Annotated in this window: 15 protein-coding genes; 8 read left to right on the plus strand and 7 right to left on the minus strand. The window is 46.6% G+C overall.

Features of this window, described 5'->3' with window-relative positions; all coding sequences use genetic code 11:
* Positions 1 to 156: 156 nt before the first annotated feature.
* Positions 157 to 933 (plus strand): CPBP family intramembrane glutamic endopeptidase, encoded by a 777-nt coding sequence (locus CSH93_RS08665; protein ID WP_100642864.1) that lies wholly within the window; start codon positions 157 to 159, stop codon positions 931 to 933.
* 403 nt (positions 934 to 1336) lie between these two features.
* Positions 1337 to 2218 carry an alpha/beta hydrolase family protein gene (locus CSH93_RS08670; protein WP_164078331.1) on the plus strand — a complete coding sequence of 294 codons (882 nt, stop codon included), beginning with the start codon at positions 1337 to 1339 and terminating at the stop codon, positions 2216 to 2218.
* A 66-nt stretch (positions 2219 to 2284) separates the two neighbouring features.
* Here the strand turns inward: CSH93_RS08670 and CSH93_RS08675 are convergent, their stop codons facing one another.
* Positions 2285 to 3388 carry an NADH:flavin oxidoreductase gene (locus tag CSH93_RS08675; protein ID WP_100642866.1) on the minus strand — a complete coding sequence of 368 codons (1104 nt, stop codon included), beginning with the start codon at positions 3386 to 3388 and terminating at the stop codon, positions 2285 to 2287.
* Between the two features lie 251 nt (positions 3389 to 3639).
* On the minus strand, positions 3640 to 4467 hold the full coding sequence (locus CSH93_RS08680) for a substrate-binding periplasmic protein (RefSeq protein WP_100642867.1): 828 nt from the start codon (positions 4465 to 4467) through the stop codon (positions 3640 to 3642).
* 264 nt (positions 4468 to 4731) lie between these two features.
* Here CSH93_RS08680 and CSH93_RS08685 point away from each other — a divergent pair, with 264 nt between their 5' ends.
* Positions 4732 to 6348 (plus strand): GMC family oxidoreductase, encoded by a 1617-nt coding sequence (locus CSH93_RS08685; protein WP_100642868.1) that lies wholly within the window; start codon positions 4732 to 4734, stop codon positions 6346 to 6348.
* Here the strand turns inward: CSH93_RS08685 and dld are convergent, their stop codons facing one another.
* The gene (gene dld / locus CSH93_RS08690; RefSeq protein ID WP_100642869.1) at positions 6349 to 8046 is read right to left on the minus strand and encodes a D-lactate dehydrogenase; all 1698 of its coding nucleotides are present in this window, start codon (positions 8044 to 8046) and stop codon (positions 6349 to 6351) included.
* Positions 8047 to 8090: 44 nt separating this feature from the next.
* The gene (locus CSH93_RS08695; protein WP_100642870.1) at positions 8091 to 8708 is read right to left on the minus strand and encodes a TetR/AcrR family transcriptional regulator; all 618 of its coding nucleotides are present in this window, start codon (positions 8706 to 8708) and stop codon (positions 8091 to 8093) included.
* Between the two features lie 92 nt (positions 8709 to 8800).
* Between CSH93_RS08695 and CSH93_RS08700 the strand changes: the two genes are divergently transcribed.
* Positions 8801 to 9673, plus strand: a complete 873-nt coding sequence (locus CSH93_RS08700; protein WP_100642871.1) for a crotonase/enoyl-CoA hydratase family protein — start codon at positions 8801 to 8803, stop codon at positions 9671 to 9673.
* A gap of 32 nt (positions 9674 to 9705) precedes the next feature.
* On the plus strand, positions 9706 to 11751 hold the full coding sequence (locus CSH93_RS08705) for an NADPH-dependent 2,4-dienoyl-CoA reductase (RefSeq protein ID WP_100642872.1): 2046 nt from the start codon (positions 9706 to 9708) through the stop codon (positions 11749 to 11751).
* A gap of 24 nt (positions 11752 to 11775) precedes the next feature.
* Here CSH93_RS08705 and CSH93_RS08710 read toward each other — a convergent pair whose 3' ends face one another.
* From CSH93_RS08710 to CSH93_RS08720, 3 genes are read right to left on the minus strand one after another with little or no spacing between them, the layout of a single operon-like run.
* The gene (locus tag CSH93_RS08710) at positions 11776 to 12960 is read right to left on the minus strand and encodes a retropepsin-like aspartic protease (protein ID WP_100642873.1); all 1185 of its coding nucleotides are present in this window, start codon (positions 12958 to 12960) and stop codon (positions 11776 to 11778) included.
* Positions 12961 to 12974: 14 nt separating this feature from the next.
* Positions 12975 to 13430 carry an acyl-CoA thioesterase gene (locus CSH93_RS08715; protein WP_100642874.1) on the minus strand — a complete coding sequence of 152 codons (456 nt, stop codon included), beginning with the start codon at positions 13428 to 13430 and terminating at the stop codon, positions 12975 to 12977.
* Entirely contained in the window at positions 13427 to 14167 is a 741-nt protein-coding gene (locus CSH93_RS08720; protein WP_100642875.1) for an FFLEELY motif protein, read from the minus strand. Before CSH93_RS08720 ends, CSH93_RS08715 begins: the two co-directional genes overlap by 4 nt.
* A gap of 164 nt (positions 14168 to 14331) precedes the next feature.
* On the opposite strand from CSH93_RS08720, the gene CSH93_RS08725 reads away from it, so the two are divergent.
* From CSH93_RS08725 to CSH93_RS08735, 3 genes are read left to right on the plus strand one after another with little or no spacing between them, the layout of a single operon-like run.
* Positions 14332 to 14895, plus strand: a complete 564-nt coding sequence (locus tag CSH93_RS08725) for an elongation factor P hydroxylase (protein ID WP_100643357.1) — start codon at positions 14332 to 14334, stop codon at positions 14893 to 14895.
* Positions 14895 to 16079, plus strand: coding sequence for an ATP-NAD kinase family protein (locus CSH93_RS08730; RefSeq protein WP_100642876.1), 1185 nt, complete (start codon positions 14895 to 14897; stop codon positions 16077 to 16079). Before CSH93_RS08725 ends, CSH93_RS08730 begins: the two co-directional genes overlap by 1 nt.
* Positions 16060 to 16332 carry a YfcL family protein gene (locus tag CSH93_RS08735; protein WP_100642877.1) on the plus strand — a complete coding sequence of 91 codons (273 nt, stop codon included), beginning with the start codon at positions 16060 to 16062 and terminating at the stop codon, positions 16330 to 16332. The genes CSH93_RS08730 and CSH93_RS08735 overlap by 20 nt, the downstream gene beginning before the upstream one ends.
* Positions 16333 to 16448 lie beyond the last annotated feature (116 nt).

The following is a 16448-nucleotide window of genomic DNA, read 5'->3' on the forward strand; positions in this document are numbered from 1 at the left end:
ATGTGAATAAGGAAAAAATGTGGCAGGTAGCCTTTCCAAAAAATTGTAAAACTCAACCTAAGCTTACATCAAATCTCAATTAACTAATTAGGCTATCAATATCAATTCAAATTTGTATTTAGAAGTACAAAAGATTTTAACTGACAGACAACTAAAATGGCTTCCAAAATTAACTCTAGTCTTCGATTTGGCTTAGTTGCATCACTTATCGCCATCATATTGACCGCCTCATTAGACGCAACAGGGCATGGTAAATTTAGTGCGTTTGCACTAATTCCTTTAATTCCCTTGTTTGCTTGGTTAGGAAATGTGTCGAGGAAAGAGTTGGGCTATGTTGTAGGTGATCAAAAAATATACCTTCAAGCAGCTTTCATTCCACTTCTTTTAGTCGCCTTGTTATCAGTTGTAGCGTGGTCTACTGGGGCGATGAAACCTACACGAGATGAATGGCTAAGTACTCTATTCGTTATAAGTTTTAACTCGATTGCTGGGATACTGTTGGTAGCTATAACTGAAGAGGGGTTCTTCCGTGGCATAGTTTGGAAACTGATGGAGCGCGGAGGCCTAACACGCAATCAAACATTATGGAGTACAACGGCATTATTTGTGATTTGGCATTTGTCGGCCATATTATTGTCTAAAGATTACGCCCCAGCCCTGCTCCAAGTCCCCATTTATCTTGTTAACGCGACACTGTTGGGGTTGATTTGGGGGCTCTTACGTGTCCATTCTGGCAGTATCTGGCCCTCCGCCATCTATCATTCTGTATGGAATGCCCTCGTATATCAGCTTTTTGGATTTGGACTGAGTTCGGGTGATTTAGGTGTCGAGCCTACTTGGGTGTTTGGACCTGAAATCGGATTGGCTGGTTTCGTTCTAAATGGGGCGGTTGTGGTGTTTCTGTTAAGAAGGTCATCAATGAAAAATACGTAAAATGAACGTGTTCTTAATGGGAATATGACTTTTACTAAGTGCTTATAGTTTTAGAAGGCTTAACCCGACTCGACAGATTTCATAAATAGGGTAACCGAAATTACTGGCTCCGATATCATCTGACGTGTATGCACAGACTCTGGAAGCAGGTGATTATTGCTTTAAGCAAAGGTGTAGTTGTGACCAACATTAATGCTCCCTTCCTGAAAGGTTTACTCACCAGCATTACTGATAAATAGCTGCAAATTGATGGCGGTGATCGCTATACTTTAGTCGGACTATTTAGAATATTTTACAAGGATGTCTTATGCGCCGAATCATGGCCCTTTTAGTTGTTTGCCTTTTTTCACACTCCTCTTATTCACAATCACAATTTCTTCAGCAAAAGGACTGTTTCAGGGGAGTGGGTCAAAGTTATGAAGCTTGGACGCAATTTTTAGCCAACAAAAGTAATAAGTTTAATTTGGCTAAATTTCAGCAACGTTTTCCTGAGCAAGAGTACAACCGCAAGCGTGAGGCATTAACCTGCGTTGATTTTACCTACGAAGTCGATGGCTTGACGGTAGTTGGCTATTATATGAAACCCAAAGCGGCAGCGGATAAGGCATTACCGGTCATTATCTTTAATCGTGGCGGCAATGGTGCCTTCGGCAGCGTGAATTTTGCAAAGAAAATGGGCTTTATTGCGGATCTGGCGGAGCTAGGTTATGTCGTTATAGGGAGTCAATATCGCGGGGCGAGTCGAAAATTCATTGAGAATAATGGAGAAGATGAGTTTGGCGGTGCGGACGTGAATGATGTTTTGGCGTTGGAGTCTCTGCTGAGCGATATTCCTGATGCCGATCCATCTCGTATTGCCATGATGGGGTGGAGCCGTGGGGGCATGCAATCTTTCCTAGCCGCTAAACATATGCCAAAGCTCAAAACCATAGTTGCAATAGCGAGTAATGCTGATGCGAGGAAATCGCTAGCCTTTCGCCCGGATATGGAAAATGTTTATAAAAAGCGAGTGCCTTATTATGCAGGTAACAAAGACGAGGCTTTATCAGCTCGTTCGGTTATTGACTGGATCGATGAGTTGCCCGCGCAAGCGCCTATCTTATTGGTACACGGTTCAGCTGATAAGCGTGTTAACGTTGAGCAATCCAGATTATTGGCGAAAGCGTTAAGTGAGCAATCGCATCAACACAAGCTTGTAATATATGAAGAGGGTAATCATGGTTTGCAGCGTCATCGCCAAGCGCTAATCAAAGATGTTAAAGAGTGGTTGTCTTTGTATTTGTGAGCAAATAACTAAAAAAACGCGGTCTGTGACCGCGTTTTTTCTACTGGTGGTTCACTTTTGCGAGCGTTACGACAGCGTGGCTAATGCGTCACCTGAGTATTGCTCTAAATCGTCGAGTTGTTGATGTTTGATCTTATTTGCCCAGTTTGGGTCTTGTAGTAATGCTCGGCCGACGGCGACCAGATCAAATTCACCCTTGTCGAGTCGTTCAACTAAATCATCTATGGCGCGCGTGTTTGAGCTTTGTCCCTGGAATGCACCAAAGAAGTCATCATTCAATCCTACTGAGCCGACAGTGATAGTTGGCTTACCCGTGATTTTCTTGGTCCAGCCAGCAAGATTCAAGTCGCTACCTTCAAACTCATTTTCCCAATAACGACGTTGCGAGCAATGGAAAATATCGACTCCAGCTTCACTTAGCGGCATTAAGAAGGCTTCGAGTTCTTGAGGCGTGGTGGCCAAACGCGCTGAATAGTCTTGTTGTTTCCATTGCGAGAAGCGCAGCACAATTGGGAAGTCTGGGCTGGTGGCTGCTCGAATGGCTTTTACTATTTCCACACCGAAACGAGTGCGATTTTCTAAGCTACCGCCCCACATGTCAGTGCGTTGGTTTGTACCTTCCCAGAAAAACTGATCAATCAGGTAGCCGTGAGCACCGTGGATCTCTACACCATCAAACCCTAACTGCTGTGCATCCTTGGCGGCTTGAGCAAAAGCGTTGATCACAGACTTTATATGCTCTTCGGTCATAGGTTCAGCACCTTGTTTACCCGGCTTAAATAAGCCTGAAGGCCCAGCGCTTGGCAATTCGGGAAAAGGGGCTTTGTCTGCCACTCGCGCCATGCCTACATGCCAAATTTGCGGCATGATTTTTCCACCGGCCTGATGTACTTCATCAACGACATGTTTCCAGCCGGCGAGTGCTTTTTCACCGTGAAACTGAGGAATTGTTGCGCTCATGGTGGCAACGGGATCATTTACGGTTGTGCCCTCCGTAATGATAAGGCCAGTGCCGCCTTCCGCACGGCGACGATAGTAACCCGCAACATCGTCAGTTGGTACGCCACCCGGCGAGAACTGGCGTGTCATAGGTGCCATTACTATGCGGTTGTCTAAAGATAGAGCGTTGTGAGAAAACGGCTTAAAAAGTGAATCTACGTTGTGCGTCATAAAATGTCCGAAATAAACTAAAACGGTGACAAGAAACTTACTGCGCTTGTCTTTACGTATATACGATGTCGTAAGTTCACACCTTAGATTGCGCACCAAAATAGTCAATTTACTATTGTGAATATAAATCTATAAGATAGATGAAACCGAAGAGTTGAAATTTTAACTATTTGAAATGTTTGACTTTTAGCAGTCTACGTTGGAGGAGAAGCGAATTCTCCATTGACCCGTTACCGAATATTAGCAAACGGTTAAGGTGCGGAAGATCCGTCGTTGTTAATCAATCCTTTTTCGTGAGTAGAGCCCGTATAAATCGACAAGTATTTTTGCGAAATAGCTTCGTATTCGCCACTTTCATGGAGATCCTTTAACGCAATATCAAATTCATCCACCAGCGCTTGAGACACACTTTGCTTACTGAACATTAGATTGTTTTGCGCTTCCAGAGGTGTGCTAATGCGAAATAAAGGCACGATCATCTCATGGTATTGCTGCCATGCTCCCAAATAGTGTTTCCCTTCTATTTCAGATTCAATGTAGGCATCTACTCGTCCCTTTATGGTTAGAGTCGCTAGGCTTTGATCATCGTCGATCAGCGCGATTCGTTTGACGAATTCAGGGTCTTTCAACAGTCGGTAATAAGTGTCAGTGTAAACAGCGCCACGTAGCGCACCTATTACGACATCGTGGTTCTTAATGTCATCTAATTTTCTTATATCATCGAACAAAGAGGCTTTATCTTTGTGGGCGAATAACATGTAGTGACTGTAGCGGAATACATTCTTTGAAAACAATGCGTAAGCTTCCCGTTCTGGCAAAATTGCAGCAGCAAGGGTTAAGTCGACTACGCCCGATTCAATACTTTTCAGGACTCGCGGCCATGGCATGGAAATGATTTTAAAGGAGTGGGGTGTGCGACGGAAAATAGCCTTGAGTAAATCGATATCTTGACCTTGCCAATAGCCGTTTTCATCAATATAGCGAAAAATACTGCGTTCGTTCACAGCAACAATAAATTCTTTCGCAAATAGGTTAGTACAAGATAAAAAGAGAATTAAACCGAATAAAACTCTGCGCATTTACTGCTCAATACATCAATCGACTATTGATGAGTATAGAGTAGAAGTAGGGGAAGTGCACATTGCTTGCGTGCACTATGAAGGTTTTCCGACATTGTGATTTAGTGTACGCGTGAGATGGGCAGCATTGATGCTGATCAAATCATGACCTGATTTCCAAACTGCGGTGATATTTTATTAACAATCTGCTAACTCTATTTAGTACAGTTTGGTACACTGGTACGATGTCCGAGCAGTTCGGTACTGTGTAACAGGTAGTTAATTATGCAAACATCGTCTGACGCTTTTGATTTTATTATTGTTGGCGCTGGCTCCGCCGGTGCTGCACTTGCTGCGCGCCTGAGTGAAAACCCGGCATGCAATGTGTGCTTGCTAGAAGCGGGCAGTAAAGATCGTAATCCCCTTATTCATATTCCATTCGGTTTATCACTATTGTCGCGCGTTGAAGGAATTGGTTGGGGTTATCATACAGCCCCTCAAGAGCACCTAAATGGCAGAGAATTATTTTGGCCTAGGGGCAAAACTTTAGGCGGCTCAAGTTCAATCAACGCGATGTGTTATATCCGTGGCGATATGAAGGACTATGATGATTGGGCTGCACAGGGGGCTGAAGGCTGGGATTGGGCATCGGTTTTACCGTATTTCAAGCGAGCAGAAAACAATACCCGCGGTGCTGATGATTTTCACGGTGTGGGTGGGCCGCTCAATGTTGATGATTTACGTCATAAAGACAAACTGTCACACCGCTTTGTTGAAGCTGCTGAAGCCGTTGGTTTTGACATTCTCGAAGATTTCAATCGGGAAGAACGCGAAGGCTTGGGCTTTTATCAAGTTTCCCAAATCGGTGGTCAACGATGCTCTACTGCAAAAGGTTATTTAAAACCGGCGTTACAACGCACGAACCTTACTGTGATGACCAATGTCATGGTCGAGCGTGTATTGATCAAAGACGGTAAAGCTACTGGTGTACAAGCACGCGTTGCCGGAAAAGTACAACGTTTAAAGGCTAATCGGGAAGTCATTTTAAGTGGTGGCGCAATTAACTCGCCGCAGCTACTAATGTTGTCAGGTATTGGCCCTGCTGATCACCTTCGTGAGAAAGGGATCCATGTTCAGGTTGACCTACCCGGAGTAGGGCAAAATCTGCAGGATCATTTGGATGCTATCGTACAATTTCGCTGCAAAGCTCACGAAGGCTATGCGGTCGCATTTTCAGCGTTGCCTAAATACATTGCCGGTACATTTAACTATATGTTTAAACGCAAGGGCCTGTTTTCCTCAAATATAGCCGAGGCTGGCGGCTTTATGCGCTCATCTCTAGCAACACATGGTCCAGATATTCAGTTTCATTTCCTACCTGCGATTTTAGAAGACCATGGCCGTCACTCAGTCTTTGGCTATGGTTACGGCCTGCACGTATGTAATTTATATCCGAAAAGTCGCGGCGAAATTCGTTTGCAGAGCAGTCACCCGGCTGATCATGCACTGATTGAACCGAATTATTTAAGCCACCCAGACGATCAGAAAGTCATGATTGAAGCGGTGCGAAAAGCAAGAGAAATCTTAGCAACCGAAGGTTTTGCGGAATTCCAAGGGACTGAATTACTGCCAGGTGAAGAGGCGCAATCTGATGAAGATATTCTAGCGTTTATTCGTGAGAAGTCTGAGTCAATCTATCATCCTATTGGTACCTGTAAAATGGGAACTGAATCGGATGCTATGGCAGTAGTCGACAATGAGTTGCGCGTCTATGGTGTGCAAGGTTTGCGCGTGGTGGATGCCTCAGTAATGCCTAATCTTATCGGCGGAAACACCAATGCGCCTACAATAATGATCGCAGAGCGCGCTGCTGATTTTATTCAGCAGGCGAACGCTATCTAATCAGCAACAGGCGCAATTACGTTTGTGCTTTTCCATATGCCCGATCCCCGGATTGAAAGTATTGGTGGGATCGAGGCTACGGTAAAACGCCTGTAATTGTGGCTCTGCCGCATACAGGTGACCGACGTTGTGTTCTGCTGGGTATTTAGCGCCTCGCTTGTCCAGTAGTTCGAGTAGCTCACGCTTAACCTCTTGTGCATCAACACCTTTCTTTAAAATATAATCTTGATGAAATACGTGGCAGAAAAAGTGTCCGTAATACAAACGCTTATCAAACTTGTCAGCAAGTGATTGTGGCAGTGTTTCTACCCAGTCAGTGTCATTTCTTCGCAATGCGATATCCAGTGCCAATATGTCACCAACACTGTCATCGTGCAGCGTTTGATAACGGATTGCAGCGCCCGCAGCGGCAAAGCGGTGTAAAAACGCCTTGCTGCTCTCTTCTTCGCTACAGATAAAATATTCACCGCGTGTTTCGTCTGCGAAAAAGTCAGATAAAAATGCTTTTGCTTCTTCAATCCCTGCATCACCCATTTTAAGGATGAGGTGGTGCTCATACTGATGTTCGAAAGCAAGCATACGCGGCGGCAAGTGCTGGGGTAACCACTGTGCACCGAATTGCATGGCGCGATCAGACAGAAACGATGGCAAAAGTGGTAACTTGTTCAGCGTTGCGTCTATTTGCCCTTTTAGCGCAAAGAGTTTCGGTAATCGTTGAGTACCCAAGTGTTGCACACTGAGAAACGTATCTTTGCCATAGTGTTTAGCCACGGTGAAAATGTCTCTATGCATATACTCAGCAACTTCAGGTAGTTGGTCAAACTGACTGAGCATATGTCGTCGAAGCTGAGTGAGCACATCTGGATCATTGGTGCCAATATAAAAGGTTTGCTCAGTATCCGGCACGGCAAATGTATCCAATCGCACAGCAAATACGGCGACTTTTCCTGCACAGCCACTGGCTTCATACAACCGACTGGCATCAGCATTGAAACGACTAGGCGTGTTTGCATCGATATCGCGTAATCTGTCGATATAATCTTTAGCCGATGCTTTTTCATCGTGCGGCGTAATGCTGGTATCAAATTGTCCTGACGCCAATTGGGTTATTATTTCTTCTGGTGTATCACCCAATTCAATGCCTAAGTGATTAACCAGCGACAATTGGCCTTTTTCATCAACCCAGGCAAACAGTGACATTTCAGTATAAGCGGGTCCGCGTTTAACCAATGCACCGCCCGAATTATTGGCAATGCCACCGATCACTGAAGCCCCTAGGCAAGACGAGCCAATGACTGAATGTGGCGCGCGATCCAGTGGTTTTAGTGCGGCTTCTAGCGCATGCAGCGTAGTGCCGGGATAACACACCACTTGCTCGCCATTGCCCAATAACGTCAGCTGATCCATCGCAAGTGTATTGATGATCACTATGTCACGATCATAACCGTCAGCACTGGGTGTAGAGCCTTCGGTCAATCCGGTATTCGCCGCTTGCATGATGATAATAACGTTAGCGTCTACACAGGCTTGTAAAACCTTCCACAGTGAAAGTAAGTCTTGTGGAAACACTACTGCTAACGCGTTGCCACCTCCTGAGCGCCAACCCGTACGATAATGCTCAGTAGCACTAGGCTTTGTTCGAGTATTTGAATGGCCAACAATACGGATCAATTGGGCTATGAGCGGGTGAGCCGGCATTGGGTTTTCCTGAAGTACGAGTCTCTATAATTTATGAGTGCTCACTATACCGACTTCGAGGTGGCAGTAAACAGGTGCATCGCACAATCACACATTTCATCAATATGGCTTCGGTCAGCATATATTCCATCGATTAACAAACGTGCAATGCCATGCATGGTGCCCCAAGTTACTTGAGCGAGCCTTAGTGTATCTTCGTCTTTGGGCATGATCCCCAAACTTTGCCAATGGCGCGTCATCTCAACCTGATGTTGAAAGCTTGGAAATGCGACGGCTCTGAGTTCATCGGTCGGTGTGGCATTTTTCCAAATCGTCCGACCGAACATCAACTCATACAGTTGGGGGTTATCAGCGGCATAATGAATGTAGTCACGTACAAATTGACGTACTTTTTCGTGATTGGATAGGTCTTCACGAGCAAATACTTTTTCGGCTTCTTCTCGCCAGCGCACAAACCCTTGTTCTGCTAATGCACACAACAACGCATTTTTATCGGCAAAGTGATGATAGAGAGCTGTTCTTGATACACCAACGGCATCGGCCAGTTTTCGCATCGACAACGCTTCTATGCCGTCAGCTTTCAACATGGTTGACGCATGCTTAATTAGACTTTGTCGCAAGTTGCCATGATGGTAGGTGGCTTTAGTGGCTGTTTTACTCATTTTCGTGAATGAAGATCCATAACATATTCAATCTTGACAGTGTCAATATAACGCTCTATCTTGACACTGTCTAGTTAATATCGAGAACAACAATGAGCGATAACCAGCCTATCGATTTCTCGGACATGACGACTATCAGCGTCTCCATTGAAGCGTATATAGCACATGTCCAATTGTCACGCCCAGAGCAGCTTAACAGCATGGTACCTGCGTTCTGGAAAGAGCTTCCGGATGCAGTGCGACGCATCGATGAGTATTCAGCTGCGCGTGTAATAGTGATTTCTTCGCAAGGTAAGCATTTCAGTGCAGGCATGGATTTGTCTGTGTTTCAGAATATGGCCAAAGACTTTAGCGGTGAGCCGGCAAGACGAGCGGAACGATTACGTCGCTTAGTGTTTGAATTACAAGATACGTTTAATGCGTTAGAAGAAGTGCGCATGCCAGTACTGGTTGCCATTCAAGGTGGGGCCATTGGTGGTGCGGTCGATATGGTCAGTGCATGTTGTAGTCGCTACTGTACCGAAGACGCTTTTTTCAGCATTAAAGAGACCGCTATTGGCATGACTGCTGACGTCGGTACGCTACAGCGTTTACCCCATTTAATACCACAAGGCTTAATGCGTGAACTGGCCTATACCGGGCGAAACCTGAGCGCTCAGGAAGCGCTGCGTTGTGGCTTGGTTAACCAAGTGTTCAGTGACCAACAATCGATGCTGGAAGGTGTAATGGCGATTGCTAAACAAATTGCTCAGCATTCCCCCATGGCGGTACACGGTTGTAAACATATGATCACCTATACTCGTGATCATAGTGTTAAAGATAGCTTAGATCATATGGCTACGTGGCAGTCAGGCATGTTCCAAATGCCTGACGTACAAGCCGCCATGCAAGCGCAAAAGAGCGGCCAAACTGCCGAGTTTGATGAGCTGCATCCGCTCGCAAGCCGCATGCAAACATCCGATTAAACATTCAGACTTATTTTTACGAGAGTACTATCATGCAACCTTCAGTGAACGAAACTGCGAATTCTCATTATCCTCATATTTTTCGTCCATTAGATTTGGGGTTTACCACACTTAAAAACCGCATTCTGATGGGCTCTATGCATACAGGGCTGGAAGAACTGCCGAATGGACACAAGCGTATGGCAGCATTTTTTGCTGAACGCGCGCGCGGCGGTGTGGGCTTAATTGTAACCGGCGGTATAGGTCCAAATGATGAGGGCTCTACTCATGCGGTCACACGTCGTTTAGATTCGGATCAAGCCGTTGCAAATCACAAAGAAGTGACCGACGCGGTGCACGAAGCCGGCGGTAAAATTTGTATGCAAATCTTGCATACTGGTCGATATGCTTACAACAAAGAGTTAGTTGCACCGAGTGCAGTGCAAGCACCAATAAACCCATACAAGCCTAAAGCGCTAGATGATGCGGGTATTCATAAGCAAATCGATGACTTTGTTTACACTGCAAAGCAAGCTCAGCGCGCCGGTTATGACGGTGTTGAAATCATGGGCTCAGAAGGTTACTTCCTAAACCAATTCATAGCCGCGCGCACAAACCATCGTGACGATGAGTGGGGCGGTAGCTACGAAAATCGTATTCGCCTGCCTGTTGAGGTGGTTAAGCGTGTGCGCGAGGCAGTGGGTGAGCACTTTATTATTATTTATCGACTGTCGATGCTTGACTTAGTTGAAGGCGGTTCAACCTATGAAGAAGTGGTGACGCTAGGTAAGGCAATTGAGCAGGCGGGGGCGACCATTATTAATACCGGTATTGGCTGGCATGAAGCGCGTATTCCAACGATTGCGACTAAGGTACCGCGCGCTGCGTTTACATGGGTAACGGCTAAATTCCGTGCAGCGCTGAGTGTGCCGGTGATCACATCTAACCGGATCAATATGCCGCATGTGGCGGAGGACGTGTTAGCCCGCGGTGACGCTGATATGGTGTCGATGGCTCGTCCGTTTTTGGCTGATGCAGAATGGGTAGTTAAAGCCGAACAAGGGCGTGCTGATGAAATCAACACGTGTATCGGGTGTAACCAAGCCTGCTTGGATCATGTATTTGAAGGTAAAATGACGAGCTGTTTGGTGAACCCTCGAGCGTGTCACGAGACAGAGTTATTGATCCAGCCCACGCAAGCACCTAAAAGCATTGCCATTATTGGGGCTGGTCCTGCAGGTTTGGCAGCGGCAACAACGGCTGCGTCACGCGGCCACAAGGTCACCTTGTTTGATGCTGACAGTGAAATTGGGGGGCAATTCAATATTGCAAAACAGATCCCGGGTAAAGAAGAGTTTTACGAAACCTTGCGTTACTTTGCCAAGCAGCTCGAAATCCATAAGGTCGATGTACGTTTAAATACACGGGTTGATGTAGACACGTTAAACCAAGGGGATTACGACGATGTTATATTGGCAACGGGTATTGCGCCGCGCACACCAGCGATAGAAGGCGTTGATCATCCTAAAGTATTGTCTTACCTCGATGTGATTAAATATAAAAAGCCGGTTGGCAAGCGCGTTGCGATCATCGGTGCCGGCGGTATTGGCTTTGATACGTCAGAGTATTTGTCGCACGGCGAGCGTACACCAAGTCAGAATATCCCTGAGTTTATGCGCGAGTGGGGCATTGATATGACAATGCAGGCACGTGGAGGGGTTGAAGGTATGCAGCCACAGCCAGAGCCATCGTCACGCGAAATATTCTTACTGCAGCGCAAGAGTAGCAAAGTGGGTGCTGGTTTGGGTAAAACGACCGGATGGGCTCATCGTGCAGGATTAATGATGAAAGGTGTGAATATGTTGGCCGGCGTGAGTTACGAGAAGATTGACGATAGCGGCCTGCATATCAAGGTCAATGATGAGACTCAGGTGTTAGACGTGGATAATATCATTATCTGTGCTGGTCAGGAGCCGTTACGTGAACTTGTTGAGGGATTAAACAAACCTTATCACTTGATTGGCGGAGCTGATGAAGCTGCTGAACTTGATGCCAAACGCGCAATAGACCAAGGCACGCGTCTAGCAGCGTCGTTATAGCAAGATTAACCGCTGCTGGCTGTGCTAGCGGCGGTTTTTGTTACTAAGTAGCAACCTGGCATTGACTTGGTCAATTTGGAAATTGTATTGGCTTAAAATGTTCATGCCCAATAGTCCTTGTGGCGACATCTCTGGATCATCACCCATCATTCTGGATGGGATCACCATCACTGACACATCTTCAAAGCTCAACGGACCCAAATTAATCGTCTTGACTGAAAACATAGGTGCCTGAATGAAGCCTGCTGCCGTGTTGACTTTAAACACACCAATATATTGTGAAGAGACTCGATTGCTCAATCGAGCCCATGTTCGCGTGGTGACAGCCGTCGTCGATGCTCCAGTATCGATCATAAGCTTCACTGGTGTGCCATCCATTGACAGTTCGAGCATATATTGATTACCAATGCGCTCAAGCGGAATGCGAGTTGTACTGGGAGTGTCTAAGGCTGATACAAAGCCATCATTTTGCGCCAATTCTGGATCGTCTGTATTGAGGCTTTGCTTGCGCGCTAAGATCTGACGTACCGCATCAGCAGCTGGGTCATCAAACGGTAGGCCTGCTAACACGTTCTCCATCAACACTTCGTTGACTTGCTGCGCATAAGCTTCTGCCAGCAAAATGAGGTATCGACGCTCGTTAGGAGCTATTTGCACGAGTGGTTCTAGCAGTTCTGCGAGTAAATCCCATGCACGGTCAAAACGTAACTGCTCTGTTGCATTCTCAAACAGTTGTTCAATTTTAGCTTCTAGTGCTTGTTGGGTTTCAGTATCGAGCCCGCGATCGAGCAAAGTATAATAGTTGACCAATGCCACGCCGAGAGGCTTGGTGCGCGCAATCATCTCTGCTTCAACTAAATATGCTTGAATATCGTGTGGGTTGTCGCGTAAAAATTCGCGTAAGGCGATAGTCAGTTGCGACCAATTTTCGTCATGCAGCAACTCACGTAAGCTCGCAATCGTTAACTCGCTGGACGTTGTGTTAGCTACCGTATAACCATTATCACTGGTGGTCGCGATAGGGTATTCATTTACGGCTTGCTGGGGCATGGATGCATCCACTGAGAGCGTTTCATTGGCCTCAATATCAGTCTGAACGTTATCTGCAGTTGAAAGGCGGGGAGCCGTTGACATTTCACGCCAAAGGTACACATTGGTCGCGAGCGAAGCGACCAGTGCTAAAACTAAGATGCGTGACGTGAGCGACATATTAGTTCACCGCCTTATACCTGAACGGCCTGAATTTGCGCATCACCATAGGCTTGCTTAAAGCTATCGGGCATGCGCTTTGGCATACCGCTTGAGAGTGCAATACAGATAAAATCGGTTCTGGCTTGAAATACCGTTTTCTGGCGTTCTTCACAAATGAATTGAAACTGTCGAGATAGGGTAAGGCGCTTGTCACAGGCTATGATCCAAGTCGCGCAGTGTATGGTTTGTCCTTCGTGACAAGGCAGTAAATAATCTACCTCGTGTCGACGTATCGCCATACCCCGGTCGATGGCCTGATACTGTTCTATACTCAAACCTAGAGCGTTGCTATGTGCCCAGGCTAACCTTTCAATTCGGCTAATGTAGGCGACATTATTCACATGACCATAATGGTCGATTACCTCGGGACCTATGGTCCAGGGCTCAATAAAAGGCTTAGGCAGCAACCACAAAGATGAGGTGATCATTCACGTAACTCCTGTGGTAAAGGATTTTGCTGGAGCGAAAAATCATCCTGAAATAAGGCTGTCATGATGGCGCGTTCACGGCTGACGATGGGATCGAGAAATGCCCGTACATCGCCAAGTTGTTTAAACGCCGCAAACCCTTGTGCGAGAAATTCATGTAATGCCAATACTCCGGCAATCTCAGCTGGCTTTCGTGCCATTTTTATCAGCAAACTGATACCACGAACGTGAACAACGTCGGCTAATTGCAGGCCTAGTTGTTCAACAATATCGATTTGCTCTGCACGTTGTTCCGGACGTCCAACCTGTCGGTATGCTTGTGCATAGGTGTCCGCCGTGATGGCATCTGCAGTAAGCGTTTCTTCATTATTTAAGCTCAACAGCGCATTCACCATGTCTAAATCGAGGTCAAACGATAGCGCGTTTAAGCGCAGGGCGTCGTCCAAGGCTTTAAGTGCTTTTTCCGGCAATACCGCTGCGAGTTTAGGGATCACGCGGGTAAGATCTTTGTCGCGTTGGCTGAAGTCTTTAGGGCCATATAGTTCATCAACGAAAAATTGCATGGCATCTGCAAACGTAGGTTCGGCACGCAAATCGGCATGAGTGGTCAGCAAGCGCCGGCATTGCCATGCTTGCAACATCATCACATCGTCGAGTCGCCCCATTTTTGCGGCGAGATCGCGACGTGCGTTAACGGTATGAATATGTTGGACTATTTTTTCTGCACTAAGTGACACAATGGTTATTAGCTTAATCTAAATATGGTTATAGGTTGGCGTAAGTTAAGGTCTATTACAAGGGGGACAGACTTTCTGGTACACTGCGCGCCATTATAGTTTTAAGCCATATTTTGTGCATGGATCTTGTCGTAGAACATTCAAATTTACAGGCCTCAAGTCAGATGGCTGCATCGCCAGAGCAAGCAGAATACGCTGCCGTCGAAGCGCTCATTGCGTTATTTAACCGTACTTTTGAACGCACACAAACCCGCTTAGTACGCGGCAACGACGAGCCGATTTATTTACCCGCAGATGACGAACATGATTATCATCGCATTGTGTTTGCGCATGGTTATTTCAGTAGTGCGTTGCATGAAATCGCGCATTGGTGCATTGCCGGGCAGCAGCGGCGTTTACAAGTGGATTATGGTTATTGGTATTGTCCCGATGGTCGCGACGATAATCAGCAAGCAGAATTTGAAAAGGTTGAAGTAAAGCCTCAAGCACTTGAGTGGGCGTTTAGTGCAGCGGCAGGGCGTCCCTTTGGTGTCAGTACAGACAATCTTAACGGTGTTCAACCGGACCGTTTTGCTTTTGCTCGACGGGTACAGGCACAATTGGCTCATTATCTTGCCAATGACTTCCCTCCACGTGCGCAACAGTTTATTGCGGCGCTTCAATCGCACTTTAATTCACCAGCACTCGATATGTCGCGGTGTATCCAACTTAGTAAGGACTTGGGTTAATGCCTCGTTTCAGACTAGGGCTCATCATTAACCCTTTCGCGGGGATCGGTGGTGCGACAGGTTTAAAAGGTAGCGATGGTGCCCAAACGCGAGAACTCGCGTTGTCAAAAGGCGCGATTCCGTTAGCCAATCAGCGTGCGCAAACAGCTTTATCTGCTCTACACAGTATGCTCGATAACGTCGTGGTACTGACTGCTGCTGGGGAAATGGGGGAGCGCACGGCACGGGCGATGGGGTTTGATACCGAAGTGATTTACACGCCCGCTTCGCAACAGACTGAAGCTGAAGATACGAAAACGTTGGCGCGTATGATGTTAGATCAGTCAATTGATGCATTGGTGTTCGCCGGAGGTGATGGGACAGCGACCGATATATATCAAGTGATAGGAAATCAGTTGCCAGTGTTAGGGATCCCTGCAGGCTGCAAGATCCATTCAGGCGTGTATGCCGTGTCCCCATCAGCAGCGGGAGTGGTGTTACAGCAAATGGTGTCAGGAGAACTGGTCAGTGTGCGCGATGCCGAAGTCAGGGATATTGATGAAAACGCTTTTCGGCAAGGACAGGTTATTGCGAAGCATGTGGGAGAAATGCAAGTGCCTGAAGAGCTGCAATACATTCAAGCAGTGAAAATGGGCGGCAAAGAAAGTGACGAACTGCTCATCGCAGATTTTGGTGACTACCTAAACGAATTATTTGATGAATATGATGATCACATGTTTGTTATTGGCTCGGGCTCAACGATTGATGGCGCGATGCAAAGCATTGGACTGGAGAATACGTTGCTTGGCGTCGACCTGGTTTTTGGCGGAGACGTTATTGCCCAAGACATGACTGCACAAGGTTTACTCGATGCGGTTGGCGAACGGCCGGTGAAAATAGTGGTCACGTTAATTGGCGGCCAAGGGCATATTTTTGGACGCGGAAATCAACAAATTAGCCCAGCGCTGATACAAAAAGCCGGGAAAGCAAACATCATCGTGATCGCGAGTAAAAAGAAATTGCAAGGGTTGGATAAACGCCCACTGCAAGTTGATACCGGCGATACTGAATTGGACCAAGTGCTTGGCGGCATGATTAACATAGTCACGGGTTATCGCGATCACGTGTTATATCCCGTTGCCGGTGGCGTGACGACAAGTAAACAAGAAAAGAGGATAGAATTTGATGTTAACAACCCAGATTGACGCCATTGAAGCGCGCTTACATGAAGCCGTTGAGCATGCTGATGATCAAGGGCTGTTTATCAATAGTTATTTGCACGGCCATTTTGATGTCGTGGTCAGCCATACGCTACGTCATGATGACGCGGACTTAGCGTTGTTGGATCAGTGTATGCAAGAAAGTTTGCAGTCTGCGTTTGCGAACAATGAATTGGAAGCACAGGATCAAAGCCAAGTGTTTGCGTTATGGCAATCGCTGATCAAGTCGGTTAGTTAACGGCAATACTTTGCCTCTTCATCGCCCTCGAGGAATCACGCTGCAGAGGCGTAGGGCGCATTCTGAGCGCAACTTTAGGTTTCAATCCCGCATTTAGCAGTATCTGAATAACTGGC

Source organism: Neoalteromonas facilis (genome assembly GCF_002807665.1).
GTDB lineage: Bacteria > Pseudomonadota > Gammaproteobacteria > Enterobacterales > Alteromonadaceae > Alteromonas_E > Alteromonas_E facilis.